32 protein-coding genes, 1 other RNA gene and 1 riboswitch are annotated in these 25,284 nt (G+C 33.2%); of the genes, 26 read left to right on the top strand and 7 right to left on the bottom strand.

Going from position 1 to position 25,284, the window contains the following annotated elements:
- Positions 1-8: 8 nt before the first annotated feature.
- The gene (gene minD, locus NSA01_RS05750; RefSeq protein ID WP_257480549.1) at positions 9-800 is read right to left on the bottom strand and encodes a septum site-determining protein MinD; all 792 of its coding nucleotides are present in this window, start codon (positions 798-800) and stop codon (positions 9-11) included.
- 166 nt (positions 801-966) lie between these two features.
- Here minD and NSA01_RS05755 point away from each other — a divergent pair, with 166 nt between their 5' ends.
- The 9 genes from NSA01_RS05755 (at position 967) to crcB (ending at position 8,695) form a co-directional block, all read left to right on the top strand.
- Positions 967-1,311, top strand: coding sequence for a TIGR04076 family protein (locus tag NSA01_RS05755; protein WP_257480550.1), 345 nt, complete (start codon positions 967-969; stop codon positions 1,309-1,311).
- A gap of 28 nt (positions 1,312-1,339) precedes the next feature.
- Positions 1,340-2,056, top strand: a complete 717-nt coding sequence (locus tag NSA01_RS05760; protein ID WP_257480551.1) for an MBL fold metallo-hydrolase — start codon at positions 1,340-1,342, stop codon at positions 2,054-2,056.
- 264 nt (positions 2,057-2,320) lie between these two features.
- Positions 2,321-2,494, top strand: a riboswitch (Lysine riboswitch).
- Between the two features lie 83 nt (positions 2,495-2,577).
- A complete protein-coding gene (locus NSA01_RS05765; protein WP_257480552.1) occupies positions 2,578-3,588 on the top strand; it encodes an aspartate-semialdehyde dehydrogenase in 1,011 nt (336 codons plus the stop codon).
- Between the two features lies 1 nt (position 3,589).
- Complete coding sequence (dapA, locus tag NSA01_RS05770) at positions 3,590-4,471, top strand: 4-hydroxy-tetrahydrodipicolinate synthase (protein ID WP_257480553.1); 882 nt, start codon at positions 3,590-3,592, stop codon at positions 4,469-4,471.
- Between the two features lie 12 nt (positions 4,472-4,483).
- Complete coding sequence (dapB, locus tag NSA01_RS05775; RefSeq protein WP_257480554.1) at positions 4,484-5,233, top strand: 4-hydroxy-tetrahydrodipicolinate reductase; 750 nt, start codon at positions 4,484-4,486, stop codon at positions 5,231-5,233.
- A gap of 10 nt (positions 5,234-5,243) precedes the next feature.
- Entirely contained in the window at positions 5,244-5,975 is a 732-nt protein-coding gene (gene dapD, locus NSA01_RS05780; protein WP_257480555.1) for a 2,3,4,5-tetrahydropyridine-2,6-dicarboxylate N-acetyltransferase, read from the top strand.
- A 323-nt stretch (positions 5,976-6,298) separates the two neighbouring features.
- A complete protein-coding gene (locus NSA01_RS05785; protein WP_257480556.1) occupies positions 6,299-7,816 on the top strand; it encodes a 4Fe-4S dicluster domain-containing protein in 1,518 nt (505 codons plus the stop codon).
- Positions 7,803-8,324, top strand: coding sequence for an O-acetyl-ADP-ribose deacetylase (locus NSA01_RS05790; RefSeq protein WP_257480573.1), 522 nt, complete (start codon positions 7,803-7,805; stop codon positions 8,322-8,324). Before NSA01_RS05785 ends, NSA01_RS05790 begins: the two co-directional genes overlap by 14 nt.
- Positions 8,321-8,695, top strand: coding sequence for a fluoride efflux transporter CrcB (crcB, locus tag NSA01_RS05795; RefSeq protein WP_257480557.1), 375 nt, complete (start codon positions 8,321-8,323; stop codon positions 8,693-8,695). The genes NSA01_RS05790 and crcB overlap by 4 nt, the downstream gene beginning before the upstream one ends.
- Positions 8,696-8,732: 37 nt before the next feature.
- Here the strand turns inward: crcB and NSA01_RS05800 are convergent, their stop codons facing one another.
- Positions 8,733-8,939 (bottom strand): helix-turn-helix domain-containing protein, encoded by a 207-nt coding sequence (locus tag NSA01_RS05800; RefSeq protein WP_257480558.1) that lies wholly within the window; start codon positions 8,937-8,939, stop codon positions 8,733-8,735.
- A gap of 8 nt (positions 8,940-8,947) precedes the next feature.
- Entirely contained in the window at positions 8,948-9,493 is a 546-nt protein-coding gene (locus NSA01_RS05805) for a hypothetical protein (protein ID WP_257480559.1), read from the bottom strand.
- 170 nt (positions 9,494-9,663) lie between these two features.
- Between NSA01_RS05805 and NSA01_RS05810 the strand changes: the two genes are divergently transcribed.
- Entirely contained in the window at positions 9,664-10,191 is a 528-nt protein-coding gene (locus NSA01_RS05810; RefSeq protein ID WP_257480560.1) for a CDP-alcohol phosphatidyltransferase family protein, read from the top strand.
- A 125-nt stretch (positions 10,192-10,316) separates the two neighbouring features.
- Complete coding sequence (locus NSA01_RS05815) at positions 10,317-11,129, top strand: DUF1002 domain-containing protein (RefSeq protein ID WP_257480561.1); 813 nt, start codon at positions 10,317-10,319, stop codon at positions 11,127-11,129.
- Between the two features lie 256 nt (positions 11,130-11,385).
- On the opposite strand, the gene NSA01_RS05820 is transcribed toward NSA01_RS05815, so the two are convergent.
- Positions 11,386-11,901 (bottom strand): ECF transporter S component, encoded by a 516-nt coding sequence (locus NSA01_RS05820; protein WP_257480562.1) that lies wholly within the window; start codon positions 11,899-11,901, stop codon positions 11,386-11,388.
- 158 nt (positions 11,902-12,059) lie between these two features.
- Between NSA01_RS05820 and NSA01_RS05825 the strand changes: the two genes are divergently transcribed.
- The 13 genes from NSA01_RS05825 to NSA01_RS05885 all read left to right on the top strand — a co-directional run bounded on the left by NSA01_RS05825 (position 12,060) and on the right by NSA01_RS05885 (position 22,996).
- The gene (locus NSA01_RS05825; RefSeq protein ID WP_007049646.1) at positions 12,060-12,560 is read left to right on the top strand and encodes a DUF6512 family protein; all 501 of its coding nucleotides are present in this window, start codon (positions 12,060-12,062) and stop codon (positions 12,558-12,560) included.
- Between the two features lie 101 nt (positions 12,561-12,661).
- Positions 12,662-13,030, top strand: coding sequence for an Asp23/Gls24 family envelope stress response protein (locus NSA01_RS05830; RefSeq protein ID WP_007049645.1), 369 nt, complete (start codon positions 12,662-12,664; stop codon positions 13,028-13,030).
- Positions 13,031-13,051: 21 nt separating this feature from the next.
- Complete coding sequence (nusB, locus tag NSA01_RS05835) at positions 13,052-13,450, top strand: transcription antitermination factor NusB (RefSeq protein ID WP_007049644.1); 399 nt, start codon at positions 13,052-13,054, stop codon at positions 13,448-13,450.
- A gap of 81 nt (positions 13,451-13,531) precedes the next feature.
- Positions 13,532-14,737, top strand: coding sequence for an exodeoxyribonuclease VII large subunit (gene xseA, locus NSA01_RS05840; RefSeq protein WP_007049643.1), 1,206 nt, complete (start codon positions 13,532-13,534; stop codon positions 14,735-14,737).
- Position 14,738: 1 nt separating this feature from the next.
- Complete coding sequence (gene xseB, locus NSA01_RS05845; RefSeq protein ID WP_007049642.1) at positions 14,739-14,966, top strand: exodeoxyribonuclease VII small subunit; 228 nt, start codon at positions 14,739-14,741, stop codon at positions 14,964-14,966.
- Positions 14,967-14,968: 2 nt separating this feature from the next.
- Positions 14,969-15,853: a polyprenyl synthetase family protein gene (locus NSA01_RS05850; protein ID WP_007049641.1), complete on the top strand. Its 885-nt coding sequence runs from the start codon at positions 14,969-14,971 to the stop codon at positions 15,851-15,853.
- Between the two features lie 20 nt (positions 15,854-15,873).
- Positions 15,874-16,533 carry a PAQR family membrane homeostasis protein TrhA gene (gene trhA, locus NSA01_RS05855; protein ID WP_007049640.1) on the top strand — a complete coding sequence of 220 codons (660 nt, stop codon included), beginning with the start codon at positions 15,874-15,876 and terminating at the stop codon, positions 16,531-16,533.
- 8 nt (positions 16,534-16,541) lie between these two features.
- Positions 16,542-17,021 carry an SsrA-binding protein SmpB gene (gene smpB, locus NSA01_RS05860; RefSeq protein ID WP_007049639.1) on the top strand — a complete coding sequence of 160 codons (480 nt, stop codon included), beginning with the start codon at positions 16,542-16,544 and terminating at the stop codon, positions 17,019-17,021.
- Between the two features lie 3 nt (positions 17,022-17,024).
- Positions 17,025-17,373: a transfer-messenger RNA gene (ssrA, locus tag NSA01_RS05865) on the top strand.
- Positions 17,374-17,563: 190 nt separating this feature from the next.
- Complete coding sequence (locus NSA01_RS05870) at positions 17,564-17,887, top strand: hypothetical protein (RefSeq protein WP_257480563.1); 324 nt, start codon at positions 17,564-17,566, stop codon at positions 17,885-17,887.
- Between the two features lies 1 nt (position 17,888).
- Positions 17,889-19,694, top strand: a complete 1,806-nt coding sequence (locus NSA01_RS05875; protein ID WP_257480564.1) for a hybrid sensor histidine kinase/response regulator — start codon at positions 17,889-17,891, stop codon at positions 19,692-19,694.
- Positions 19,695-19,697: 3 nt separating this feature from the next.
- The gene (locus NSA01_RS05880; RefSeq protein ID WP_257480565.1) at positions 19,698-21,017 is read left to right on the top strand and encodes an ABC transporter substrate-binding protein; all 1,320 of its coding nucleotides are present in this window, start codon (positions 19,698-19,700) and stop codon (positions 21,015-21,017) included.
- Positions 21,018-21,262: 245 nt separating this feature from the next.
- Complete coding sequence (locus tag NSA01_RS05885) at positions 21,263-22,996, top strand: ATP-binding protein (RefSeq protein ID WP_257480566.1); 1,734 nt, start codon at positions 21,263-21,265, stop codon at positions 22,994-22,996.
- A gap of 36 nt (positions 22,997-23,032) precedes the next feature.
- On the opposite strand, the gene NSA01_RS05890 is transcribed toward NSA01_RS05885, so the two are convergent.
- Both NSA01_RS05890 and NSA01_RS05895 read right to left on the bottom strand, forming a co-directional pair.
- Positions 23,033-23,605, bottom strand: coding sequence for an ImmA/IrrE family metallo-endopeptidase (locus tag NSA01_RS05890; RefSeq protein WP_257480567.1), 573 nt, complete (start codon positions 23,603-23,605; stop codon positions 23,033-23,035).
- Between the two features lie 27 nt (positions 23,606-23,632).
- On the bottom strand, positions 23,633-23,989 hold the full coding sequence (locus NSA01_RS05895; RefSeq protein ID WP_257480568.1) for a helix-turn-helix domain-containing protein: 357 nt from the start codon (positions 23,987-23,989) through the stop codon (positions 23,633-23,635).
- A gap of 168 nt (positions 23,990-24,157) precedes the next feature.
- On the opposite strand from NSA01_RS05895, the gene NSA01_RS05900 reads away from it, so the two are divergent.
- Positions 24,158-24,406 carry a hypothetical protein gene (locus tag NSA01_RS05900; protein ID WP_257480569.1) on the top strand — a complete coding sequence of 83 codons (249 nt, stop codon included), beginning with the start codon at positions 24,158-24,160 and terminating at the stop codon, positions 24,404-24,406.
- A 19-nt stretch (positions 24,407-24,425) separates the two neighbouring features.
- Positions 24,426-24,569, top strand: a complete 144-nt coding sequence (locus tag NSA01_RS05905) for a hypothetical protein (protein ID WP_257480570.1) — start codon at positions 24,426-24,428, stop codon at positions 24,567-24,569.
- A gap of 99 nt (positions 24,570-24,668) precedes the next feature.
- On the opposite strand, the gene NSA01_RS05910 is transcribed toward NSA01_RS05905, so the two are convergent.
- Entirely contained in the window at positions 24,669-24,866 is a 198-nt protein-coding gene (locus tag NSA01_RS05910; protein WP_007049627.1) for a hypothetical protein, read from the bottom strand.
- Positions 24,867-25,284: the final 418 nt, after the last annotated feature.

Raw genomic sequence — 25,284 nt, forward strand, 5'->3', positions numbered from 1 at the left:
ATCTCCTCCTAAAATCCAAGACTGTGAACGAGTCTTCTGACAAGATTTTCTTTCTTTACTATTTCCGTTATAGGTATCTCTTCTCCCGTTATCCTTCTTGCTATATCCATGTAAGCCTGTCCGGTTATAAGGTCATTTTTTCCAGCCACCGGTTCGCCTCTGTTGGAAGATATAACTATTTCTTTTTCATCGGGAACTATACCTATAAGCTCTATACCCAAAATATCCAGTATATCGTTTGTATCCATCATCTGACCTTTTTTCATCATATCTTCTTTGGCTCTGTTTATGATAAGTTTTGTATTTTCGATTTCATTTACATCCAGTAAAGATATAATCCTGTCTGCATCCCTTACCGCCGAAACTTCCGGAGTAGTAACGACTATCGCTTCTTCCGCTCCTGCAATGGCGTTTTGAAATCCCTGTTCTATTCCCGCAGGAGAATCGACTATTATGTAATCAAAAGTATTTTCGAGTTCTTTGCAAACTTTTTTCATCTGCGATGGGCGCACCGCACTTTTATCTTTGGTCTGAGAGGCTGGGAGCAGATATAAACCGTCGTATCGTTTGTCTCTTATCAAAGCTTGCTTTAGTCTGCATCTCTTTTCGACAATATCGACTATCGTATAAACGATCCTATTCTCAAGCCCTAATACTACATCTAAATTTCTAAGCCCTATATCAGCGTCGATAACAACTGTCTTTTTTCCTAATTTGCTGAGTGCCACTCCTATATTAGCGGTAGAGGTTGTCTTACCGACGCCGCCTTTACCCGATGTAACTACTAAAGTCTTTCCCATTTTCGCTTTCTTCCTCTTTTCTCTTTTCACTGTTTTTAGTAAATAATAGCAAGATAATGTAAAATTTTTTGTCTTTATTTGTTAACTAACATAAAATTTGAAATTAATTTTATTTATGTTAGAATATATTTAAAATTATAAGAGTATTTTGAAGGAAGTGTACATAATGAAAAAAGTTAAAATAACTGTACTTAAGACGACTTTAGATGAAGAACTTGCGAAAGAGTATGGGGCAGAGGGGCTTGATAAATGTCCTATGATGAGAGAAGGTCATGTTTTTTATGCTGATTATGCGAAACCTGAAGGATTTTGTGATGAAGCTTGGAAGGCGATTTATCAGTATGTGTTTGCTCTAGCCCATAACTATGGAGATGAACTGTTTTATTACGGAGACTGGATAAGAAAACCGGGTGTTGCGATATGCAGCTGCAATGACGGGCTCAGACCTGTTATATTTAAACTTGAAGCAACAAAAGAAGATGCTGAAATCAATTATACTCCCATTCGTTAAATTATATCATAGCAGAAAGGAATAGAATATGAAACTAAATATACTCGGATGCTACGGACCCATTTCATGCAGTGACGGTCCTACAAGTTCGTATTTAATGGAAGTAAATGATAAAAAAATATTGATGGATATGGGAGCGGGTTCTCTCATAAATCTTCAAAAAATATGTAAGATGGAAGATATAGATATGGTAATATTATCTCATCTTCATGCAGACCATATAAATGATTTGTTTATACTTAGATATTATTTGAAACTTATAGATAAAAAGATACCTCTTTATGCTCCGAATAGTCCAATCAGTGAATTTGACAGATTTAAAGATGAGGAATGTTTTGATGTCAAAGTATTAGAGGATAATATGGAAGTGAAGTTAGATGATATCAAGATATCATTTTTAAGTGCCGAACATCCCGTATCTGCTTTTATGACAAAGATTGAATATAATAACAAAACATTCGTTTACAGCGGGGACAGCATAGTAAATAATAATTTAAAGACATTTATAAAAGGTGTTGATTTCGCACTTTTGGACGGTGCGTTTTTAAGCAGTCAGAAATTGAATAGGAATACTCATATGAGTTCCTATGAGGCAGCAAAAACAGCTGTAGACATGAATGTTAAAAAGTTAATGATCACTCACCTTGCACCGTTTATAGACAGAAAAGAATATCTTTTTGATGCAAAAAAAGGTTCTGATGAGGAAATATTGCTTGCAGTACCGATGTTAAAAGTTAAAATTTAATTTGTATCATAAAAATATCAAGTGTTTTATTGCTTGGTATTTTTTATTTCGGGGCACTACGCCTGCTAAAGCAGATTTCGCGCCCCTTACTTTTCTTCATATATTCATTTAATCAAACACATAAAAACCACTTAAAACCTTTGTAAAAATCATTATATAATGACAACCATATAAATTATTTTAAATATGACAAAAGTATTATAAAGTACTTGCATAAATACTCTTTTCCCTCTATAATAAAGGAAGATTAAAATTAATAAGTAGTGTTAAGATAGAGGCGCGGATTTTATCAGTAAATTATTTGATGCAGGTAAATGCAGATAAGAATGATCGAAAGGAAAATCTGCCGAGGAAGTTTATATTTTACCGTTTAGATTTCCGGGCTTAATGTTAAGAGCATTAAGACTGTCATCGCTTAGATGGAGTGCTATTCACAAATACTAATTTTTTTGTGTATTAGAGTCGCTTTGTCGGCTTTTATTTTTTATAACACTATAAAAAATACACTTAGGAGGAATAATATGGGAAAATACAATGTAGCGATTGCGGGAGCAACCGGTGTTGTAGGACAAAAAATGATTGAAGTTTTAGAGGAGAGCAATATAGCCGTAGATAATTTCTACCCTATGGCGTCAAGCCGTTCGGCAGGTAAAAAAGTCGAGTTCAGAGGTAAGGAGTATACGGTTGAAGAATTGAATGAACATTCTTTTGATAAAGATATAGATTTTGCACTATTCTCTGCAGGAGGCGGAACAAGCAAGAAATTTGCTCCAATAGCCGCAAAAAACAATGTTGTCGTTATAGATAACTCATCACAGTGGAGAATGGATGAAGAAGTGCCGTTGGTAGTTCCGGAAGTAAATCCGAAGGATGCACTTAAGACCAAAGGTATCATAGCAAATCCTAACTGTTCTACGATACAGGCTATGGTTGTTTTAAAACCTCTTCACGATGCATATAAAATTAAGAGAGTGATCTATTCTACATATCAGGCTGTTGCAGGTTCGGGGATAAAAGGTATAAAGGATTTGGAAGAAGGAGTAAAAGGCGGTAAAAACGAATTTTATCCTGTACAGATAGCATACAACTGTCTTCCTCATATAGATGACTTTACGGAAAACGGGTATACGAAAGAAGAGCTTAAAATGGTAAATGAAACTCATAAGATACTCGGAGATTATGACATCAAAGTTACCGCTACTACGGTCAGAGTCCCTGTATTTGTGGGACACAGCGAAAGTATAAATCTTGAATTCGAAAAACCATTTGACGTAGATGAAGCCAGAGAACTTCTTAAAAATGCTCCGGGAGTAATAGTAAAAGACGATATCTCCGTTTTGGAATATCCTACGGTTTTGGACGCTGCGGGAAATGATGAAGTATATGTAGGCAGGATAAGAAGAGACTTCTCTGTCGAAAGCGGGATGAACCTATGGTGCGTGGGAGATAATATCAGAAAAGGTGCTGCTTCCAACACTGTACAGATCGCCGAGTATTTGATAAAAGAAAACTTCTTCGGAAAGGAAAACTAATATGTCAATTTTTAAAGGTGTTGCTACGGCTTTAGTTACGCCGTTTGATGAAAATAACAAGGTCGATTTGAATGTTCTGGAAACACTTATCAACGACCAGATAGAAAGCGGGATAAACGGTCTCGTTATATGCGGTACCACCGGAGAATCTCCAACGGTTACCGATAAAGAAAAAGATGAAATCTTCAGAGTAAGCAGTGAGGTCATAGGGGGAAGAGTTCCTTTTATTGCCGGTACCGGAACGAACAATACTCAGCATGTATTGGAGCTTACGGAACTTGCCGCAAAAAGAAATGCGGATGCGGTTTTAATAAATAACCCTTACTACAATAAATCAAGTGACGAGGGTATTTATAAAAGCTATGAATATATAAGCGACAGGGTAGATGTTCCTATTATCGTTTATAACGTACCTTCAAGAACGGGGAAAAATATTTCAGCTTCCCTTGCGATAGAACTTACAAAGATAAAAAATGTAAAAGCATTTAAAGAAGCAAGCGGAGATTTATCTCAGGTTGCTAGGATAATGAAAGACATTCCCGAAGATGTTGAGCTTTATTCCGGAAATGACGACCAAATCATGCCTGTACTTTCATTGGGCGGAGACGGAGTTATTTCAACTTGCTCAAATATAATCCCTAAGATTTGTGTAGAGCTTACCGACGCATTTTTCAGCGGCGACATCAAGACTGCAATTCAAAAACAGCTTGATATTTTACCTATGTGCGATGCACTGTTCTGTGAATGTAATCCTATCCCCGTTAAGACAGCTATGAAAATAATGGGGCTTAAAACCGGAGATATGAGACTTCCTCTCGTTGAACTAACGGGAGATAAGAGAGAATTCTTGGAAAAGACTTTAAAAGAATATTCTTTGATTTAAAGAGGATAAGAAATGATAAAAGTAATGATCAGCGGCTTTAACGGAGCCATGGGACAAAACGTTAAGAATATCGTAGAAGGATACGATGATATGAAAATCGTATGCGGTTTTGATAAATTATCAAAGGGCAAAGAAGAGTATCCGATATATTCTTCATTCGATGATATAAAAGAAGATATTGATGTTGTAATAGATTTTTCACACTTCAGCTTGGTAGATGATTTAATAGACTTCTGTGTAAAAACAAATACTGCGCTTGTATGTGCTACTACGGGGCTTGAAGACTGTACCAATGAACATCTGGAAGAAGCAAGTAAGACTATCCCTATTTTTAAGACAGGGAACTTCTCTTACGGCATAAGCGTAGTGAGCAAAATGCTTGAGCTGGGTGCAAAAATGTTATGTGAAGATTTCGATACGGAAATCATCGAAAAACATCACAACAGAAAAGTAGACGCTCCCAGCGGGACCGCATATATGCTTGCGGATGTTATAAAAGAAAATGCGGATAAAGAACTTGAATATAAGTTTTCAAGGTATGGTAAAGACGTAAAAAGAGAAAAGAGAGACCTTACCATTCACGCTGTCAGAGGCGGTACCATAGTAGGAGAACACGAAGTTATCTTCGCAGGAGAAGATGAAATAATAGAAGTAAAACATACTGCCTTATCGAGAAAGGTATTTGCCGTAGGAGCCGTAAAAGCAGGCAGATATATTTACGATAAAGGCAGAGGATACTTTGAAATGAATGATATAGTATAAGGAGAAAAGAATGGATAACAGTAAATTAAAAGAACAATTCGATTTAACAAACCCATATGAAATCGCAAAATATATTAAAGCGGCAGAAAAAAGTACGCCTATAAAATTATATGTTAAAGGTGATTTGGTGGAAAATTTACTTGCGGGACTTGAATATTACGGAAACAACGGTTCTTATATAGTATTCGGAGAAAAAGAAGAAGTATTTGATTTCGTTGAATGTAACAAAGACAGGATCGAAAGCTACAGAATGGAATATGACAGAAGAAATTCTGCGATACCTATGATGGATACAAATGACGTTGACGCAAGGATAGAACCCGGTGCAAACATCAGAGAAGGTGTTCAAATCGGTAAGAACGCTGTGATAATGATGGGTGCAACAATAAATATCGGTGCAGTCATAGGCGAAGAGTCTATGATAGACATGAACGCTGTTTTGGGTGCCAGAGCTACCGTGGGCAAAAGAAGTCACATCGGTGCGGGTTCTGTTTTGGCGGGCGTGCTTGAACCTCCTTCAGCGACTCCTGTCATCGTAGGGGATGACTGTATGATAGGCGGAAACGTAGTAGTACTCGAAGGTGTTCAGATAGGTAACGGCAGTGTAGTTGCCGCAGGAAGCGTTGTAACAGAAAACGTGCCGGAAGGTGTTGTGGTTGCGGGAGCGCCTGCAAAAATCGTTAAAAACAAAGACGATAAAACTGAGGAAAAGACTGAACTTCTTGATGATCTTAGGGGATAACACATTAGGGGCTTTGCCCCTAAAACCCCATAAATATTTTTCCAAAGCCAAAAATATTTAATAAAAGGCTTCCACTGCGTGGAGCTTATAACGCGATTAGATTTTCTAAAAATTTCTACCCGAAATTTTTGAAATAATCGCTACCCCAACCCAATGATTGGGGAGGGAGCAATATGAAAAGTACATTAAAGAGAACCAACCAAAGGTTTTCTTTTTTTATTGTAGTGATTTATAAGTATAGGTGGAAATTTACTTTTTTCGTTTATAAATTTCCCTATTTTGGTAAATAATATTATATAATAATTTATATTAAGGAGAGATTTATGAAAGAGATTTTTACGCCCATCGTTGATATAAGAAGAAAAGTATTTAAAGAAGTGGCACTGCTTGCTTATGAAAATAAGGAGCTTGAACTTGAAAAATTAGCTTCAAAAATAGTAGAGGATCAAGATAACAAGATAACCAACAAAAAAAGAGAAAAGGCTTTGATTTTGGAAAGAATAAGGCTTGCTCTCGGGCTTGATGTAAGCAGTAACGAAAATCCTTTTGATGAAGATAAGGATAGAGAAGATATAAAGGGAGAAAAAAATGTACTTAAATTACCTCTTGTAAATGTAGTTTCCAAGGCTTGTATGCAGTGTGAAGAGAATACTGTTTTTGTCACAAATAACTGTAGAGGCTGTTATGCTCATCCGTGCAGTGAAGTTTGCCCGGTCGATGCCGTTTACTTCGAGAACGGGAAAAGCGTAATAAATAAGGATAAATGCGTGAGGTGCGGAAGATGTGTGGAAGCTTGTCCTTATAATGCTATAGTCAAATACGACAGACCTTGCAAAGCAAGCTGCGGGGTCAACGCATATACCGAGGACGAAGAGGGGAATGCAAAGATAGATTATGAAAAATGCGTTTCCTGCGGACAGTGTATAGTTGCTTGTCCTTTTGGTGTGGTAAGTGATAAATCGGAAATTTATCAAACTATAAAGGCTATTCAAAATAATAATGAAGTGATTGCGGAAATCGCACCTGCATTCGTAGGTCAGTTCGGAAAAGGTGCCAGTCCCGAAAAGATAAAAGAAGCATTAATAAAACTGGGGTTCAGCGATGTTATCGAAGTTGCCCTCGGAGCCGATATGGGTGCTGTTTTCGAAGCAAAGCATTTCATCGAAAAGGTAAAGACAGGTGAAGAGCCTTTTCTTGCTACTTCATGCTGTCCGTCATGGGCTGTTATGGCAAAGAGAGATTATCCGGACATTGCACCATATGTTTCTCCGGCACTTACACCAATGGTAGCAACCGCAAGAGTAATAAAAGAAAATCATCCAAATTCAAAAATAGTTTTTATAGGACCGTGCTCCGCTAAGAAGCTTGAAGCGAACAGAAGAAGCGTAAAAAGCGATGTTGATTATGTCCTTACATTTGAAGAGGTCGCAGGAATGTTTGAAGCAAAAGGAATAGATGTAGACAGCTTTGAAGGTGAAAGACTTGATGATGCAACGGCTGCAGGAAGAGGCTACGGATATTCCGGAGGTGTTACAAAAGCTATTGTGGGTGCAATAAATAAACTCGATCCAGAACTTGAAGTTATGACAGACAGAGCCGACGGTCTTAAAGGATGTAAGAAGATCCTTACTCTTGCAAAATCAGGTAAAAGAAACGGATATCTTTTGGAAGGTATGGGCTGTCCGGGAGGTTGCGTAGGAGGAATGGGAACACTTATTTCTCAGGCTAAAGGAGAGAAAGAAATAAAAGGATTTGAAAATAAAGCAGATAAAAAAGAAGCTTACGAAAATAAATATGTAAAAGAAATAGATGAGGCAGGTATAGATGATGGAAAGATGTAAAATCGTTTTGGGAGATATCACAAATGAAGAGACCGACGCTATAGTCAATGCCGCTAACACCTCCTTGCTTGGAGGAGGAGGCGTTGACGGCGCCATACATAGAGCCGCAGGGAAAGAACTTCTCGAAGAATGCAGGACCCTTCATGGGTGTAAGACTGGGGAAGCTAAGATAACTAAGGGATATAGCTTAAAAGCTAAGTATGTTATCCATACCGTAGGACCGGTATACAGAGGCGGGAGAGATAATGAAGCTTTGCTTCTTAAAAATGCTTATAAAAATTCCCTTAAAGTTGCCAAAGAAAATGGGGTTAAGACCATCGCTTTTCCTTCTATAAGCACAGGGGTATATTCTTATCCTTTGAATGAAGCAAGTGAGATCGCCGTAAATACGATACTGGATTTTTTAAGTAAAGATGATACAATAGAAGAAGTAAAGATAGTTTGTTTTGATAAAAGGACTTATGATTATTATGTAAAATCATTAGAGAAATTCGGAGATAAAATATGATAAATATATTGTTTGTAGGATTAGGCGGTTTTATAGGGGCTTCACTCAGGTATTTGGCAGGGAATATTTTTTCTTTCACTTCTGACTTTCCCTTTGTGACATTGATGATAAATCTGGTCGGTGCTTTCTTGATAGGATTTATTTCTTCAGTTGCGGGAAGCAGCGGATACATAAGCAAAGATTTGCAGCTATTTTTACAAACCGGGATTTGCGGAGGATTTACTACTTTTTCGACATTCTCTTTGGAGACGGTAAATTTGATTGAATGCGGAAGATTAGTATTTGCGGGATTATATGTTTTATCAAGTGTAATCCTTTGTATAATAGGTGTCTTAATCGGAAAATACGTTGCGGGTTTGATTGTAAATTAAAAGCAGACTAAAATAGTCTGCTTTTTTGTTTTTATTCTTAATCTTTTTGATATTCCAAAATATCCCCCGGCTGACAACCCAGGACTTCACATATTGAATTTAGTGTAGAAAATCTTATTGCGCTTATTTTTCCTCTTTTTATATTTGATAGATTTACATTTGATATACCTACCTTATCGGCAAGTTCTCCAAGGGATATTTTCCTGTCCGCCATTACTCTGTCCAATCTTAATATAATTGCCATATTTACTCCTATAATGTTTCGTCTGCGTCTTTTTGAAGCACGGCTCCGTATGCAAATATTTCGGATAAGCAGTAAAATACTATTACGACCAAAATCATCGAAAAGTTAAAATTTATCGTTGCTGTCGTTCTAAATAATGTTGCTATGGAAATGGATAATACGGGAGGGACTATCACCAATATCTTCATTATGTTCGCTATTTTTTTTATGATATTGATATTTTTTATATCAAAAGGTGTATGACTGTTTTCTATGCTCTCAAATAGAATTAGAGTACTGTCCATTAGTATATATAAAATAATTCCGGAGATCAATGCGTTTATAAATTCCAATACTGCGTAAGGAACATTCAGTGTCCCGTTTATGATGTAATCTTCTGATAAAATATTTGATACGGAAGTCCAGATCCCTTCGGTTTGTCCTATCGACAATAATGTAACTCCTATTGCCATAGCTATAAGTATCATTGCTATGATTAAACATACTTTTGTTATTTTGCAAAATATACAAATAACCTTGCTTAAACTGTTTATTTTCTCTTTTTGTTCGTTCATTTTATTTCTCCTTAAATTTATCTTGATTTAAAGATATCATCTTTTAACTTGTTTGTCAATAAATATTTAATGATAAACGATAAATATTTTATATTTCACATAAAATACTATAGTAAAATTTAAATTTATTTTATTAAACTTATGTGTTAATATAACTGAGAGGTAATAAAATGAAACGTATCCCGAACATAATAACCGCATCAAGAATAATTTTTACAATGTTATTATTTTTTATATCCAATAATGATATTTTATTTATTTGTCTATATCTTTTATGCGGGTTAAGTGATGTGCTTGACGGATATATTGCCGGAAAGTATCATTTTGAAAGTAGTTTCGGAGCTATGTTTGATAGCTTTGCGGATTTTATTTTTGATATACTTATTCTTAAATTACTCTTTAAACTTATAGGTATTAAAATAATATATTTTATTTTAATAATTTTATTTATTAAGCTGATTACCTTTTTTGTAGGATACAAAAAATATAAAAAGCTTGCTTTTTTACATACGTGGTTAAATAAAGTATCCGGGATATTGCTCTTCATATTTCCCGTAATATATCTGAAATATAAATCCGATATTATTATTTATATTTTGTTTGTTTTTGCTTTTATATCTGCACTAGAAGAGCTTATTATAACTTTAAAATCCAAAGAACTTGATTTGGATATCAAGTGTATTTTTAAAATAAAATGAATTATTTGTCTCTTGGGATATACTTCCTTAAAAATTATAATATGATTAAAAAAGTTTTAATTTTACAAAAAAGATGTTATTATACAATATATTTAAAAACAATTTTATTTTATAAGGAGTAATTTATGAAAAAAATAATTGGATTGATTATGTCATTGATGATTTTAACCATTCCTCTGTCAAATGTTTTGGCAATAAATGCGGGACAGGAAATGGTAGCTATAGGTTCAAATTTGAGTGATGATCAAAGAAAGACAGTTTATGATTATTTCGGTAAAGAAGAAGGCGATGTCAATGAAGTTGACATTACGATAGATGATGAAAAGAAATATCTTGAAAACGTCGATCCTTCGAGGATAGGAAGTAAGAGTTTATCTTCTATATACATCTTAACAAGAGATAAAGGTGAAGGGCTTGATATTGAACTGCATAATATCGACTGGCTTACAAAAGATATTTATGAAAATGCTTTGACTACTGTAGGTATAACCGATGCTAAAATAGTTATAGCTTCACCTATAAATGTTTCGGGCACGGCGGCTCTTATGGGCGTATATAAAGCTTATGAACAGATGAGCGGTGAAACGGTTCCCGAAGAAACAAAAGAGGCTGCGACGGAAGAACTTGTCACAACAGGTGAATTATCCGATGATATAGGAAGCGAAGACGCTTCAAATCTCGTTAATGAATTAAAATTATCAATGGATGATATAAAGGATGCGGATGACAGTACTGTTAAAGAGAAAATTAACGAAATAGCTAATGAAAAAGATATTACATTGACAGATGAACAAGTTGAACAATTATTGAAGCTTGCAAGAAATCTTGAAAATGTAGATTTAAGCAGTGTTTCGGAACAATTACAAAATATATCCGATAAGTTTAATGATTCGGGACTTTGGGATAAGATAGTTAATTTTGTAAAAGATTTGTTTTAAGCTGGAATATTAAAATAGTAAAAACCTGTACAATATGTTGTACAGGTTTTATTTTGAATTCTAACGGTGTTTTTTAGCATAGATAAATCATTTAAGATTTTTATATTTGGGGTCTTATTTGATATTGTATGACATTTAGTATAAATGTATTGAATTATTATTTAAAATTATATTTGATAGAGAACCTTAATTATTAATCGATTTTGCATATATTTCAAAAAGCATAAATATTAAAAAACACCCTGAGGGTGTCTTTTTAATATTGTTCCGTTTTATAACATATTTTATTTTTAATAAGTATCTTTGCTATAGGTACGCCTATAACTATAGCTACCATATCCGAAATGAATTCTCCGGGCATTGAAGCCATCGGTGCAATCCAGTTTCCGTAAATCAGTGCTTCCGCAAGGTAATATCCGCCCATACCTATTATGGTGTATATGACCATAGCAAGGATAACTCCGGAAATTCCTTTTTTAAGAAGAAGCTTTGATACTACGATACCTTGAATGAGCCTTATCACGAATGTAAAAGGTGCCCATACCGCATAAGGGGAGAGCATATCAAACAGTCCCATACCTATTGCTCCGGCTAACCCTGCTTCCACAGGCATAAGTAAGAATGTTGCTATTACTAAAACCGATCCTCCGAGGTGGATAAGTCCTCCGTCCGTAAATGAAATCGGTAATCTTATATTAATGTATGTTGCAATAAATATAAGTGCCGCCATTACTCCCGTCAATACTACATTTAAAGTCTTTTTGTTTGCCATAATTTCCTCCTGTCAAATTGCTTTTTGTTATTATAGACTTAATCTTTTTATATTGCAAGGTCAAATTCAGTATATATGTGTATTTTTATGCAAAAGTTGACATATTTTTTACTTTGTATTTTTTATAGTTATATTGTAATAATTAGGAGGTAAATGAAATGAAACTGATTAAGATGGAACGAATAGGAACTATACTCATTGTGTTATTTACTTTAATACTCTCAAACTTATATTTATCTACGGATATGGGACTGTTCAGAGTGGTGGGAGCAAATAATGCCAGCGTTATGGAACAGATGAAAGTGATTTATTTTTCTTTGATATTCTTTATAATCATAGAAATGTTATTCAAGGTCCAGTATAATGATAATTTCTTTTATGCAAAAGCGATAAGTTCTTACATATTGGTATTCAGCGTACCTATGCTTTTTTATACATTTAAAAATATGTTCGGAGTTATGAATATGTTTATGTATATATTACTTATATTTTTAGCTGCTTTATTATGTCAAAGCTTCAGCTGCAAGATACTTCTCGATGAACAAATCGGTACTCTGAAAGGGAAACTCATAAGTATTTTGAGCATACTTCTGCTTGGTATCATCCTTGTTTATTTTTCTTATAATCCCCTTTCTACGCCTATATTTATGGCAGGTTAAATTTTTATTAATGTATCTAATATAATTGCAATAACTGAAAATAATGTTATAATTGTATTATTAATGATGAGTATAGAATTTTACTATTCGGAGGTAAATTTATGAGTAAGAATATAGAAGAAAATATCGGTATCAAAGAGACTTTGGAAAAAGGCGATGAACTAAATATAAGCGAAAACGTCATTACTTCCATCGTTGGGCTTGTAACTGCCGAAATAGACGGTATAAGCGGATTTTACGGCGGTCTTGATATAGGTGAACTGTTTGGTAAAAAGAACGTGGGAAAAGGTGTGAAGACTATTATAAGTGGAAAGAAACTTATAATCGATGTCTCTCTCATAATCAAGTACGGAGCGATTATCCCCGAGCTTACAAGTGAAGTAAAGAAAAAGGTAAAACAGGCAATAGAATCCATGACGGGATATAGTGTAATACAAGTAAATGTTTATGTTGAAGGGCTTGAATGCTAATAGCATTTAAAGGAGGATACTTTGAAACGAGACGTAGCAAGAGATTTAGTATATAAGATAATTTTTCAAATAAATTTTCACGACGATTTTGCTGAAAGATATGAACAAATGATTTTAGACAGCGGTATAAAAGGTACTCAGGGTGAGTATGCCAAGAAAACGGTAAAAGGTATTTTGGATAACCTTGAAGAAATAGATGATACCATAAAGGATAATTTAAAGGGGTGGAAATTCGAAAGACTATCTACTCATGTCATTGCGGTACTGAGACTTGGGGTGTTTGAAATAATGTATAACGAAGATATCCCTCCGTTAGTGGGACTGAATGAGGCTGTAAGCCTTGCTCACACATATTCTGATGAAAAAGAAGCGACCTTTGTAAACGGGCTTCTTAACAGTGTTTATAAAAAAGTTATTTAATAAATGTATTGACAATACCGTTAGTAAGTGATAACATAGTATTCAATACTAGATGATATGGTTTTAAATATAGGTGTTTAAATGATAGATAATGTAATTTTAACCGTCAGAGATGTTAACAAATATATAAAAACACTGCTTGATTACGATGAACTTTTATCAAATTTGAGAGTGGAAGGAGAAGTGTCTAATTATAAAAGGCACTCTTCGGGACATTTATACTTTTCGATAAAAGATAACAGCGGAAAAATCAACTGTGTCATGTTCAAATCGGACACATATTCTCTCGCCTTCGAACCAATGGATGGTATGAAGGTAATTATAGAGGGGTATGTGTCTGTTTTTGAAAGAAACGGTAATTATCAGCTTTATGTCAAAAGCATGAAGAAAAAGGGGATAGGAAGGCTATATGAAGAATATAACAGACTTCTTGAAGAGCTTAAGGCTCAGGGGTATTTCGACCAAGATAAAAAGAAGTCAATTCCTTCTTTTGTAGATACCGTTGCAGTTGTAACATCACCTACCGGGGCGGCGGTAAGAGATATAATAAGTGTAATAAAAAGAAGAAATAAGAATATAAAGATAATAGTATGTCCCGTAACGGTTCAGGGAGAGGGAAGCGGTGAAGAAGTCGCGCAGATGATATATGATATAAACAGGCTCAAGCTTGCTGATGTGATAATCACCGGCAGAGGCGGCGGAAGTATCGAAGAACTCTGGGCTTTTAACGAGAGAGTCGTTGCTCAGGCGGTTTTTGACAGTGCTATTCCCGTAGTTTCCGCGGTAGGACATGAAACCGACTTTACCATATGCGATTTTGTTGCGGATTTCAGAGCTCCGACACCTTCCGTTGCAGGGGAAGTCGTAAGCGAACCTTTGGATAATATAGTATATACCGTAGATGTTTATGAAAAGAAGATAAATAATTCTCTTAAAGGTCTTATCGACAAATATACTGAAAAATTAAATAATATAATAAACAAGCCAGTAATGAAAAGACCAAATGCTTATATAGAAAATATGGAACAGTATATCGATACTTTAAAGGATAATATTGATTTAAGTTTATATAATAAGATTAATCTTTTGAAGCATAAAGTAGATTCCAGCGAAAAGCTGATTCATTCTCTGTCGGCGGTAAGCGTTTTGGAAAGAGGTTTTGCTATTGTAGAAAGTAATAATAAAGTAATAACTTCGGTCAATGATGTAAATGTAAAAGATGAAATAAGTATAAGAATGAAAGACGGTAAGCTGAATTCTGTTATCAGTGAGATAGAAGGAGAGTAAAATGGGTGATAAAAAAACTTTTGAAGAGAAACTTCAAAGACTTGAAGAAATAAGTACATTGATGGAAGAATCAAAGATAACCTTGGATAAATCTGTAAAGCTTTATGATGAAGCCGATGTACTTATAAAAGAGCTTAAAGAAGAACTTACAAAGGCAAGCGAAAAAGTAAAAGTACTGGTAGATAAAAAAGACGATGAACCTATAGTCGAAGATTTTGAAGAGGAATAAAAATGGATATTAAAAAAGAATTAAAAGATAAACAATCATTCGTAGAAGATGTATTAAAAAAATATACCATAAAAGAAGGTAAACCCAAAAGTATTTTCGAAAGCTTCAATTATTCTCTCTTTGTGGGAGGAAAAAGGATAAGACCTATACTCTTGATGGAAAGCTGCAAATGTGTAGGAGGAGATACTAACGAAGCCCTTCCTTTAATGGCGGCTATGGAAATGATACATACTTATTCTCTAATTCACGATGACCTTCCTTGTATGGACGATGATGAGCTGAGAAGAGGAAAACCCACCAATCATACGGTTTACGGCGAAGCTACCGCTTTACTTGCGGGAGACAGTCTTTTAAATCTTGCTTATGAAACAATGTTGAAAGGTGCTAAGTCGTCAAAGGATATAAACAGATATGTAGAGGCTATGAATGTAATTGCCGACAGTGCGGGAGTAAAGGGAATGATAGCGGGGCAGGTAATGGATATGGAGAGCGAAGGGAAAGAGCCCGACGGTGAAACTCTTGACTTTATACATGACAATAAAACCGGAGCTATCTTGAGAGCAAGCGTTATAAGCGGTGCTGTCGTAGGCGGTGCCACAGATGATGAATTAAAAAACTTAAGTGAGTATGCAAGAGCTATCGGACTTATGTTCCAAGTCGTGGATGATATACTCGATGTGGTATCCGACGAGGAAACTTTGGGTAAAAAAGTAGGTATGGACAGCGAAAGAAATAAGATGACATATCCTTATGTTTACGGGCTTGAAAGATCTTACGAAAAGGTAGATGAACTATTGAATATATCTTTAAACAGTTTATCCGATTTTGGCAGTGAAGCCGATTTCCTAAGAGAGCTGGCTCTATATTTGGCAAAACGAAAAAATTAACTTAGAAAGAGGCGTTTATTATGAGTAGTGACGAAAAAGATTTGACAAAGAGATATACTCTTGGTGAAGAAATTTTTAACTCCGTTTCTCACGGAGTAGGTGTGTTTTTTGCTGTGGCAGGCTGTGCGGTGCTTATTGTACTCAGTGCGATATATGCTGACCACTGGGCAGTCATAAGCAGTGTTATTTACGGTATAAGTATGTTCTGCCTTTATTTGGCTTCTACTTTATATCATTCATTTCAAAATAAAAAGATAAAAGAGATACTTAGAGTCTTTGACCACTGTACCATATTCCTTCTCATTGCAGGAACATATACTCCTTTTACTCTTTTTACTTTGAGAGCAAGCGTAGGCTGGTTCCTTTTCGCGGTGATATGGATAAGTGCCATAGTAGGTATTATTTTGAATGCGATCAATCTTAAAAAATATGAAAAGATATCTTTATTGCTGTATTTGGTAATGGGATGGGCGGTAGTTTTTGCCGTAAAACCTTTGATTGCAGTAGTATCCATTTTAACATTGGTACTTTTAATTGCAGGAGGATTGATGTATACTTTTGGTGTGATATTTTACTGTATGACCAAATATAAATATATGCATTCTATTTGGCATTTATTTGTTCTTGCAGGCACGATTTTACATTATTTTGCAATTTTATTTAATATTATAGGTATGTAGGTAGAAACATGGGTGCAAACAAAAATAAAGAAGATAAAAAAATAATAGCAAAGAATAAAAAGGCTGCATTTGAATACCATATCATCGAAACTTATGAGGCAGGTCTCGAACTTAAGGGGACCGAAGTCAAGTCTATCAGAAACGGTAAGGTAAACCTTAAAGACAGCTATGCCAATATAAGTAAAAATAATGAGGTTTTCATAATCGGTATGCACGTAAGTCCTTATGAATTTGGGAATATAAACAATGTAGACCCTTTAAGAGAAAGAAAGCTTTTATTGAATAAAAGAGAAATCAGGAATATTAAGGATTATCTTACAAAAGATGGTTATACTTTAATTCCTTTAGATTTGCACTTTTCCAAAAGCTATGTTAAAATGAGTATCGCCGTATGTAAAGGTAAAAAACTTTATGATAAAAGAGAAGCCTTGAAAGAAAAAGCGGCAAAGAGAGACATTGACCGAAACTTCAAAGTAAGTTTCAGATAAAATGGGGGTGCAATGGTTTCGACAGGGTCAGTGCGGTCAGATAAGCGAGTAGATGAGCTTAGCATCTTTAAAATAAGCAAACTTAAAATTAAACGATAACAATAGATTATCTTTCGCTGCCTAGTTGCGGCGCGGTCGTGTATCTCTGACCTGCAAGGGATATAACGATTGTCAAATTTTAGCAGGGACCTATACTTTGGGTGTCTTGACAAAGCATAGTATCAATTAAGGCTCGCGGGTTATAATTTTGTTCGTTTTATAATAGCTCGTTAAATTTTAAAACAAACTGCACTCGGAGAAAGTCTGGTTTACCCGGTTTTGGACGGGGGTTCGATTCCCCCCACCTCCACCAAAATATTTATATTTATATGATTATCTCACACGACAAAGGTCGTGTTTTTTTTATGTTTTTCTTTTTTATGATTATGTTTAATTGTAGATTTGAATTATGTTTGATAATATGCTATAGTCATGTATATATACTTAGATATGAAATCAATAAATAAAAGGTTTTCTTAATAAGTAAATAGGGGAGAATTATAATGAAACTTATTAATTATTTATATAATAAATACAATAAATGGTTTATTTATATCATTATTTTTATTCTTTCTTTACTTATACTTTCAAGCGGATATTTTTTATATAAAAAAAGTGTCGAACATGCGGTATACAACACCACTGTTTCATTTATGGAACAAATAACGGACCATGATATACAGAATATCGAAAATCAAATAGAGTCAAAATGGGAATATATCGAATCCCTTTCAGGAAGGATCAGAAATACCAGAGCAGAGAACGTTTCTGATTTATCATATATGCTGAGTATCGAAGCACGAAGCACGAAGCACATCTTTCAATAAATTGTATATTATAACGAACAAAGGAAGAGTTTATGATAATGCTCATCTAATAACTTCCATTGATAAGATGAACTGGAAAGATACATATAAAAGTTCTAAGGGTAAGTTTATTAAAAAATTTCAGTATAATGCCAGGGAGTGGTGGCAGGACAGTATTCTCTTCGGAATTCGATTTGAGGAGGGGTTTAAATATAAAAATGAAGTTATAGAAGGGATTGTCGGGCTTGTTCCAGTCGAAGATTTCAGAGATAGGATAAAACTTGAAAGTTTCGATGGTAAAGGTGTTGTCCTAGTAATGGATGACGTAGGTGATATAGTAACTTCAAGTAAATATTATGATACCAAAACAAATCAGAACTATTTTAATGAACTTGAAGTTTCCGAAATAGATGGCAGTAATACTCTGAGTACTTATAAAAACGATATAAAAAACGGAAAAGATGTATTTATAAAGTATAAATATAATGACCATAATTACTATTCCATGATGAAGACAATTAAGGATAATGGTTGGTATATAGTAGTAAAAGTTTCCGATTCCGTAACCGGTGAGCAAACCAAAATACTTCTTTTAAGATCCTTATTTTTCTTCTTCCTTATAGGTATAGTAATAATAGTTGTATCTATATTTATTTATAGAACTATAATGAATGCAAAAATTGCACGGGAGGCAGAACAGGCAAAATCTTCTTTCTTGGCAAATATGAGTCATGAAATTCGCACCCCTCTTAACGGAATAGCCGGGCTTCATTATTTGATCAGACAGAATATAGATGATAAAGATAAAATCATGGAATATCTTTCCAAAGCGGATGTTTCTGCCGAGTATTTAAAAAGCGTGATTTCCGATGTTTTGGATATGTCAAAGATCGAGAGCGGACAAGTAGATATATATAACGACAATGTTGATTTGAATAAATTTATAGCTGATATCGATATATTAATAGGTACTCAGGCAAGTGAGCGAAATCTAATATTCAATATAGATGTTGATAATGTGATCGAGCCTTATATAATAGGGGATGAAGTGAGACTTAAACAAATCGTAGTTAACCTTTTGGGCAATGCTCTTAAGTTTACTCCCGCTAACGGTACCATAAGTTTAAAAATAGAACAATTTGAAGAGGGAAATATTTTAAATACGACTTTTGTTATTTCGGATACCGGATGTGGTATGACTCCCGAATTTCTTGAAAAAATTTGGAATCCATTCGAACAGGAAAGGCGTTTTAATTCACAGAACGGCACAGGGCTCGGAACCACGTTAAGCAAAGTTTTCGTAGAAAAAATGGGCGGTACCATAGATGTCAAAAGTAAATTAAATGAAGGCACTACGTTTACCATTGCTATCCCGTTTGAAAAAGCAGAATATAAAAATAATATAAATAAAAACCAAAATGACAAAAATACTGTATCTCTTGAAGGATTTAATATTTTATTAGCGGAAGATAATGATATCAACAGAGAAATAGTTACGGAAATCTTAACGTCACAAGGATGTAGTATTACTGAGGCTACAAACGGAGAAGAAGCTGTAAGGGAGTTTGAAAAAAGTGAAATAAATTATTTTGATGTTATTTTAATGGATATACAAATGCCTGTTATGAACGGATATGAGGCAACTGAAAAAATCAGGAAAGCAAACAGGGATGACCATGATGTTATAATATTTGCATTAAGTGCAAATGCTTTTAGAGATGATTACGATAGGGCTATGGAAAGCGGTATGGATGATTTGGTAACAAAACCTCTTGATGTGGGAGCATTTATCGAAAAACTAAAATCAGTAAGAAGGAAGGGGAATTAAATAATGAAAAAAAAGTTTATATCGTCGGTATTTATACTACTTTTATTAGCCGCACCTTTCGGATGTGGTAAAGAACCTAAGAAAGTTACAATAAATATAAAATGTCCTCCCGTTACAATGGCCTACGATAAAGATCATGCTAATGCGGAAATTTATGATTTATTTACTGAAGCCTCTGAAAAGTTTAAAAGCACATATAAAGATTATGATGTTGAATTTAACATCACAAAATATAAATATACTGATGAAAAAGAGCAGATACCCGATAAATTCGGTACGGATGAGGCGTGTGATTTGACTTATCCGGGGTCTTTTAATAATCCGACTTATATTCTCAGCGGTCGCCTCGCTTCTTTAGATGATATTATAGATGAAGAATTGAAAAATGATATAGATCCGAAAATTTGGGAGCAATGCAGTGTCGATGGAAAAATATATATGTTGCCTTTTAATCAGCTTCAAAATACTTTATTGGTAAATGAAGATATGATGAAGAAAGCCGGACTTAACAGATATGTACCTGAAAAAGGACAGATCGCTCATTGGTCAACCGAGGAATTCAATATTATATTGAAGGGATTAAAATCTTCTTTTAAAGGAGATAATAAATATCCGCTTGCCATGTTTGCTTTGGATAATCAGGGAGATACACATATAATGACGCTTTTAAGAGCTTATGGCAGTGACATATTCGATAAAAACGGATATTTTAATATAAATACTCCTGAAGGAATAAAGGCTTTGAAATGGATATCTCAATTAAATAAAGATAAATTGATACCATATGGTTCTGAAAATCTAGACTTTTTATCTAATTATGATTTGTTTTTTAATAATCAACTTGCGATATGTTATGGTAACAATGTAAACTTAAATGACGCAAAGGATAAATATGGACTAAACGTTTTTTTAGCAAATTTTCCAAATATGCAGGGAAACGGTAATGCAACAAACTATTTAAACGGATTTATAGTTTTCGATAATAATAATGAAGACAAATTGAAAGTCTCTAAAGACTTTGTTAAATTTATTTATGATAATGAAGAATACTGGAAATATTCATTGAGTGCTACCCCGGTAATGAATTCCTATGTCAAAAAACACAAAGATAAAGTGGAATATATGGATGTTTATAGTAAAAATTCTAAAAATATAGTTGATGCAAGGCACAATAATCCAAACTGGGAAGGCGTCAGAGATGTTTTTCATGTATGTATTCAGGATTTACTCAGAGGAGATAAGTCTGCCAAAGAAGTGGCAAAAGACATAGATGAAAAATGTAATGCAGCGATCAAAAAAGGTATAGAAGATGCTAAGAAATAAATATTTTATCGAAAATAAAAAGATAGGATAAAAAATCCTGTCTTTTTATATTTATATAGTAACCATAATTATCATATATATTTAATATTTTAAAATGTCTTTTTTATTCTAAAATGTTTCAATAAATGATATAAAAATGTATTTCTTGCTGTTTTTTTAATATATGATATAATTATATTTATATAAAATGGAATTTGAAATTAGTCCTTTTTCTGAAAAGTCTGATTTATATCAAGGGGAAAACAATGAAACACGGAAAATATAGCAAAGTATTTAATATAATCGTTCCCATCCTTTTATTTTTATCATTTACTTGTATTAGCATAACATCTCTTAATTCCATCAACAATATGCAGGGTAATGCTCGTGTAATAAATTATTCGGGGATAGTAAGAGGAGCCACTCAGCGTCTTATTAAACAGGAAATGCATAATAATAAAAATGATGAACTGATTAGTAAATTAGATAAAATATTAAAAGGACTTTCAAGAGGAAGCGAAGAATTCGATTTAATTATTTTAAGTGATAAAACTTTTCAAAAAGATATCGCCAACATGCAGGAAAAGTGGGAAGAAATAAAAAAAGAAATATATCTTGTACGTAACGGTAAAGATAGCAATAAACTTTATAGTTTAAGTGAAGAGTATTTTGACCTTGCAGATGAGGCGGTTTATGCAGCCGAAGTGTACTCCGAAAACAAAGTTCAGAATACTGTTACCGAATTGTCCCTTCTCAGTATATTATTTATAATATTTGTAATTGTATTTTTGTTCTTTCAAAAGAAACAAAAGAAACTGTCCATTGAACTTCAGGTGGCTGAGAATGCAAGTAAGGAAAAGAGCAATTTTTTGTCGAGGATGTCTCATGAAATAAGGACACCTATGAATGGTATAATAGGTATGACCGATATTGCGTGTATGAACTATGACAATCCGGAAAAAACGTTGGATTGTCTAAATAAAATAAAATTATCTTCAGAATATTTGTTATCACTCATAAACGATATTTTGGATATGTCCAGAATAGAAAACGGAAAGATAGAACTTTATAAACAGACTTTTGATTTATGCGGTTTCTGTGAAAGATTATATATAATGTTCTCTCAGCGTGCACAAGATGCATCGCTCGATTTTAACATAACTTCAAATATAACAAGACCTTATTTGATCGGTGATGAACTTAGATTAAATCAAGTAGTGGTAAATATAGTATCAAATGCATTAAAATTTACTCCTGCGAACGGAAGGATAGATGTTGATATAAATCAAAAAATTATAGATGATGAAGTATGTTCTCTTATAATAACCGTTAAAGATAGCGGGATAGGTATGAGCAAAGAATTTTTGTCTAAGATATTCGAACCTTTTGAACAGGAAGTAAACATGGCTTCTCATCAATTTGCCGGTACCGGTCTCGGACTTGCCATAAGTCATAATCTTGTAAAACTGATGGATGGCAATATCAATGTTTCGAGTGAACAAGGTAAAGGCTCCAAATTCGAGATTATTATTGAACTTCCTATTGCAGATAAAGCAGATTATATGAAAATTCATGATAGTGTTCATTCAATGGATAATGATAATAAAAATCTTATAGGATACAATATATTATTGGCTGAGGATAATGAAATAAATGCTGAAATAGCTATGTCATTGCTCGAAATGAAGGGGGCTAGTGTAAAGCATGTATGGAACGGTAAAGAAGCCGTCGACGAATTTTTACATTCGGGAACAATTGATTACGATGTGATTTTAATGGATGTTAAAATGCCTGAAATGGACGGGCTTGAAGCCTGTGAATATATAAGGAGTTCAAAGCATAAAAATGCAGACACTATCCCAATAATAGGTTTATCGGCTAATGCCTTTGTACAGGATATTGATAAGGCTAAGAGTATAGGGATGAATGATTATGTGTCTAAACCTTTTAACGTCGATGAGCTTATATATACCATTATAAAATTAAACAATAAAATATAAAAAAGCATCTTGTTTTTATAAGATGCTTTTTTATATTCATTTTTTTAACTTTTGTTTTATGTATTTTTTTATAAAATTTTCAAATTGCATTACTAATTTAGCTTCTTTGGGATCCGAATAAAAATTGTTTTCTATCTCTGCTTTTTCAAATTTTTTAAATCTTATATTACTGGCTTGTTTTGATAAAGCGCAAATTTCTGCTAATTCTTTCGCAGAGTCAAGTTTTATTTCATGAAGAACACACAAAGGCGCTAAAATCCTTATTGCAAACATGTTTGCTTCTGTTTCCATTGCTTTATATTCTTTATTGTTTTCGTTTGTATTATGTCCCAGCATTATATGACCCAGTTCATGTGCAATGGTAAATCTGTTTCTGTATTTGTTTTTAATAGCCTTATTATAGAAAATTATTTTATCGCTGTTATTTAATATTATAGAAAATCCATTCTTATAATTTTTAGCAAAATGATGATCATTATCATAACTGCGAACTTTAACATCTAGTTTAGCACATACTTCTATTATATTTACTGGTAGTTTATTTACCTTTGTTTCTCTTAAAATATACCATGCCAAATCTCTGATATTTTTATATTCTTCTTTAGTCATTTCTTTTTAGATTGTAAATTAGATTTTCTACATTAAATTAGTATCAGATGTAACCAAAAAAGTGTTTTTATTAAACTTTTTTAATTCTTCTTTACTCATATCCAGTGAGCTTAACCCGTCTTCTCTGGCTATCATTTTAATTTCGATTTTATGATTGTCGGTTCTTACACCAAAAGTTATTAAAATATCTTCTACGTTATAAATATCGCATAAAGTAAGAAATATATCCGGATAAGGCAATCGCATTCCGCTTTCCCAGCCATATATAGTTTTTGTTGCTACATTTATATCTCTTTCTTCGAGTAACTCTTTTACTTCTTCTATTGTTAATTTATTATTTCGGCGAAGCTCTTTAAGTTTTAAAGATATTTGTTTTTTATTCATATTCTCAGCTCCTTATAATTAAATGATAGTAAAAAGTCACTTTTTTGTCAACAATTTATTATGTATCCGAGATATTCTTCGTTTTGAAGAATATATATTGACAATATTTGACATGAAGATTATAATTATATTAGTAAAATTCTTCAAATTGAGGAAAAGGTCTGAATAATGTTCAATAAAAAATATAAAAAAGATTGTAATGTCAATGTTGGTGGAAAGTCCGGTGATAAAGCGACAAATAATTTATCTAAATATGTAACAGAAAATAATTTAGATTTAAATGATATTTGTAAAGAGACCGGTATTGAATATAATTGTTTAAATAAAAGTATCAATTTGGGTAATAGAAATCTAGAAACGGATGAGTTTTTAGAAATTTGTAATTACTTAAATAAGGATCCAAAAAATTTTAAATAGTTGGGGTGAGGGTGTTATTATGGGATGGTCTAAAGACGAGGTATATATATTATATAAAATAATTTTTGCATTAGATGAAGATTTAAAGTTAATAAATAGTATTTATGATTTGGAAGATATAGTATATTACAAAAATAATTTCCATAATAATATTCTTTGTTAAGTGTTCTTTCATAAATATAAAACTAAGGTATACAATAAAAAAGTTCATAAATAAATGCACATAGTAAACTATCCCACTAATACCTTAGTTTTATATTTTTTATTCTTGTAAGTCTGCTAGTTCATCTTGCTGTTTATTTGGGACTTCCATCTGATATAAGTCCTGATAAGATTCTAATTCTGCTTCGTCTCTCGGTATGTTTTGCATCAATCCCGTGCATTCTGTCTGTGAGGCCGTATGATTATTTTCCATGAAATCTGTTTCCGGCGGATTTAAATCGCTTTTTTTTATTTTCATAATATCCTCCTTTTAAATTATTTTTTTCCTTTTAAAATTAATTATTCAAAATATAATTTATTATTTTTATTTTCATTTTTTTAATAAATATTTTTAGTTGAAATATCTGACACATAATAAGATGCTTTCATAAAAGGTGTTTTTTGGTTCTTATTTGATACTAAAGACGTTTTATTTGTAGTAAATAAAAAACTTGTTATAAAATTATTGTAATTATTTTCGTGTAATTAATTGAAATATTAAATGAATCAATATTATATAAATAAAACATGAAAAAAAAACATGCAAGAGATTGCAAAATAGTATTTTTTAATTAAAGATAATAAATATTAAATAAAGAGAAGTCCATCTAAAGGACTTTTTTTAATGATAAGAAAGGGAGCAGGTTAGGAAATGGGAGATAATTATTTTAAATAAG

The sequence above is a fragment of the Anaerofustis stercorihominis genome (assembly GCF_024623185.1).
In the GTDB taxonomy this organism is placed as follows: domain Bacteria; phylum Bacillota; class Clostridia; order Eubacteriales; family Anaerofustaceae; genus Anaerofustis.

Excerpts from the sequence above, each read along its gene's own strand:
- minD (WP_257480549.1), bottom strand. The coding sequence starts at position 800 with ATGGGAAAGACTTTAGTAGTTACATCGGGTAAAGGCGGCGTCGGTAAG.
- NSA01_RS05755 (WP_257480550.1), top strand. The coding sequence starts at position 967 with ATGAAAAAAGTTAAAATAACTGTACTTAAGACGACTTTAGATGAAGAA.
- NSA01_RS05760 (WP_257480551.1), top strand. The coding sequence starts at position 1,340 with ATGAAACTAAATATACTCGGATGCTACGGACCCATTTCATGCAGTGAC.
- NSA01_RS05765 (WP_257480552.1), top strand. The coding sequence starts at position 2,578 with ATGGGAAAATACAATGTAGCGATTGCGGGAGCAACCGGTGTTGTAGGA.
- dapA (WP_257480553.1), top strand. The coding sequence starts at position 3,590 with ATGTCAATTTTTAAAGGTGTTGCTACGGCTTTAGTTACGCCGTTTGAT.
- dapB (WP_257480554.1), top strand. The coding sequence starts at position 4,484 with ATGATAAAAGTAATGATCAGCGGCTTTAACGGAGCCATGGGACAAAAC.
- dapD (WP_257480555.1), top strand. The coding sequence starts at position 5,244 with ATGGATAACAGTAAATTAAAAGAACAATTCGATTTAACAAACCCATAT.
- NSA01_RS05785 (WP_257480556.1), top strand. The coding sequence starts at position 6,299 with ATGAAAGAGATTTTTACGCCCATCGTTGATATAAGAAGAAAAGTATTT.
- NSA01_RS05790 (WP_257480573.1), top strand. The coding sequence starts at position 7,803 with ATGGAAAGATGTAAAATCGTTTTGGGAGATATCACAAATGAAGAGACC.
- crcB (WP_257480557.1), top strand. The coding sequence starts at position 8,321 with ATGATAAATATATTGTTTGTAGGATTAGGCGGTTTTATAGGGGCTTCA.
- NSA01_RS05800 (WP_257480558.1), bottom strand. The coding sequence starts at position 8,939 with ATGGCAATTATATTAAGATTGGACAGAGTAATGGCGGACAGGAAAATA.
- NSA01_RS05805 (WP_257480559.1), bottom strand. The coding sequence starts at position 9,493 with ATGAACGAACAAAAAGAGAAAATAAACAGTTTAAGCAAGGTTATTTGT.
- NSA01_RS05810 (WP_257480560.1), top strand. The coding sequence starts at position 9,664 with ATGAAACGTATCCCGAACATAATAACCGCATCAAGAATAATTTTTACA.
- NSA01_RS05815 (WP_257480561.1), top strand. The coding sequence starts at position 10,317 with ATGAAAAAAATAATTGGATTGATTATGTCATTGATGATTTTAACCATT.
- NSA01_RS05820 (WP_257480562.1), bottom strand. The coding sequence starts at position 11,901 with ATGGCAAACAAAAAGACTTTAAATGTAGTATTGACGGGAGTAATGGCG.
- NSA01_RS05825 (WP_007049646.1), top strand. The coding sequence starts at position 12,060 with ATGAAACTGATTAAGATGGAACGAATAGGAACTATACTCATTGTGTTA.
- NSA01_RS05830 (WP_007049645.1), top strand. The coding sequence starts at position 12,662 with ATGAGTAAGAATATAGAAGAAAATATCGGTATCAAAGAGACTTTGGAA.
- xseA (WP_007049643.1), top strand. The coding sequence starts at position 13,532 with ATGATAGATAATGTAATTTTAACCGTCAGAGATGTTAACAAATATATA.
- xseB (WP_007049642.1), top strand. The coding sequence starts at position 14,739 with ATGGGTGATAAAAAAACTTTTGAAGAGAAACTTCAAAGACTTGAAGAA.
- NSA01_RS05850 (WP_007049641.1), top strand. The coding sequence starts at position 14,969 with ATGGATATTAAAAAAGAATTAAAAGATAAACAATCATTCGTAGAAGAT.
- trhA (WP_007049640.1), top strand. The coding sequence starts at position 15,874 with ATGAGTAGTGACGAAAAAGATTTGACAAAGAGATATACTCTTGGTGAA.
- smpB (WP_007049639.1), top strand. The coding sequence starts at position 16,542 with ATGGGTGCAAACAAAAATAAAGAAGATAAAAAAATAATAGCAAAGAAT.
- NSA01_RS05870 (WP_257480563.1), top strand. The coding sequence starts at position 17,564 with ATGAAACTTATTAATTATTTATATAATAAATACAATAAATGGTTTATT.
- NSA01_RS05880 (WP_257480565.1), top strand. The coding sequence starts at position 19,698 with ATGAAAAAAAAGTTTATATCGTCGGTATTTATACTACTTTTATTAGCC.
- NSA01_RS05885 (WP_257480566.1), top strand. The coding sequence starts at position 21,263 with ATGAAACACGGAAAATATAGCAAAGTATTTAATATAATCGTTCCCATC.
- NSA01_RS05890 (WP_257480567.1), bottom strand. The coding sequence starts at position 23,605 with ATGACTAAAGAAGAATATAAAAATATCAGAGATTTGGCATGGTATATT.
- NSA01_RS05895 (WP_257480568.1), bottom strand. The coding sequence starts at position 23,989 with ATGAATAAAAAACAAATATCTTTAAAACTTAAAGAGCTTCGCCGAAAT.
- NSA01_RS05900 (WP_257480569.1), top strand. The coding sequence starts at position 24,158 with ATGTTCAATAAAAAATATAAAAAAGATTGTAATGTCAATGTTGGTGGA.
- NSA01_RS05905 (WP_257480570.1), top strand. The coding sequence starts at position 24,426 with ATGGGATGGTCTAAAGACGAGGTATATATATTATATAAAATAATTTTT.
- NSA01_RS05910 (WP_007049627.1), bottom strand. The coding sequence starts at position 24,866 with ATGAAAATAAAAAAAAGCGATTTAAATCCGCCGGAAACAGATTTCATG.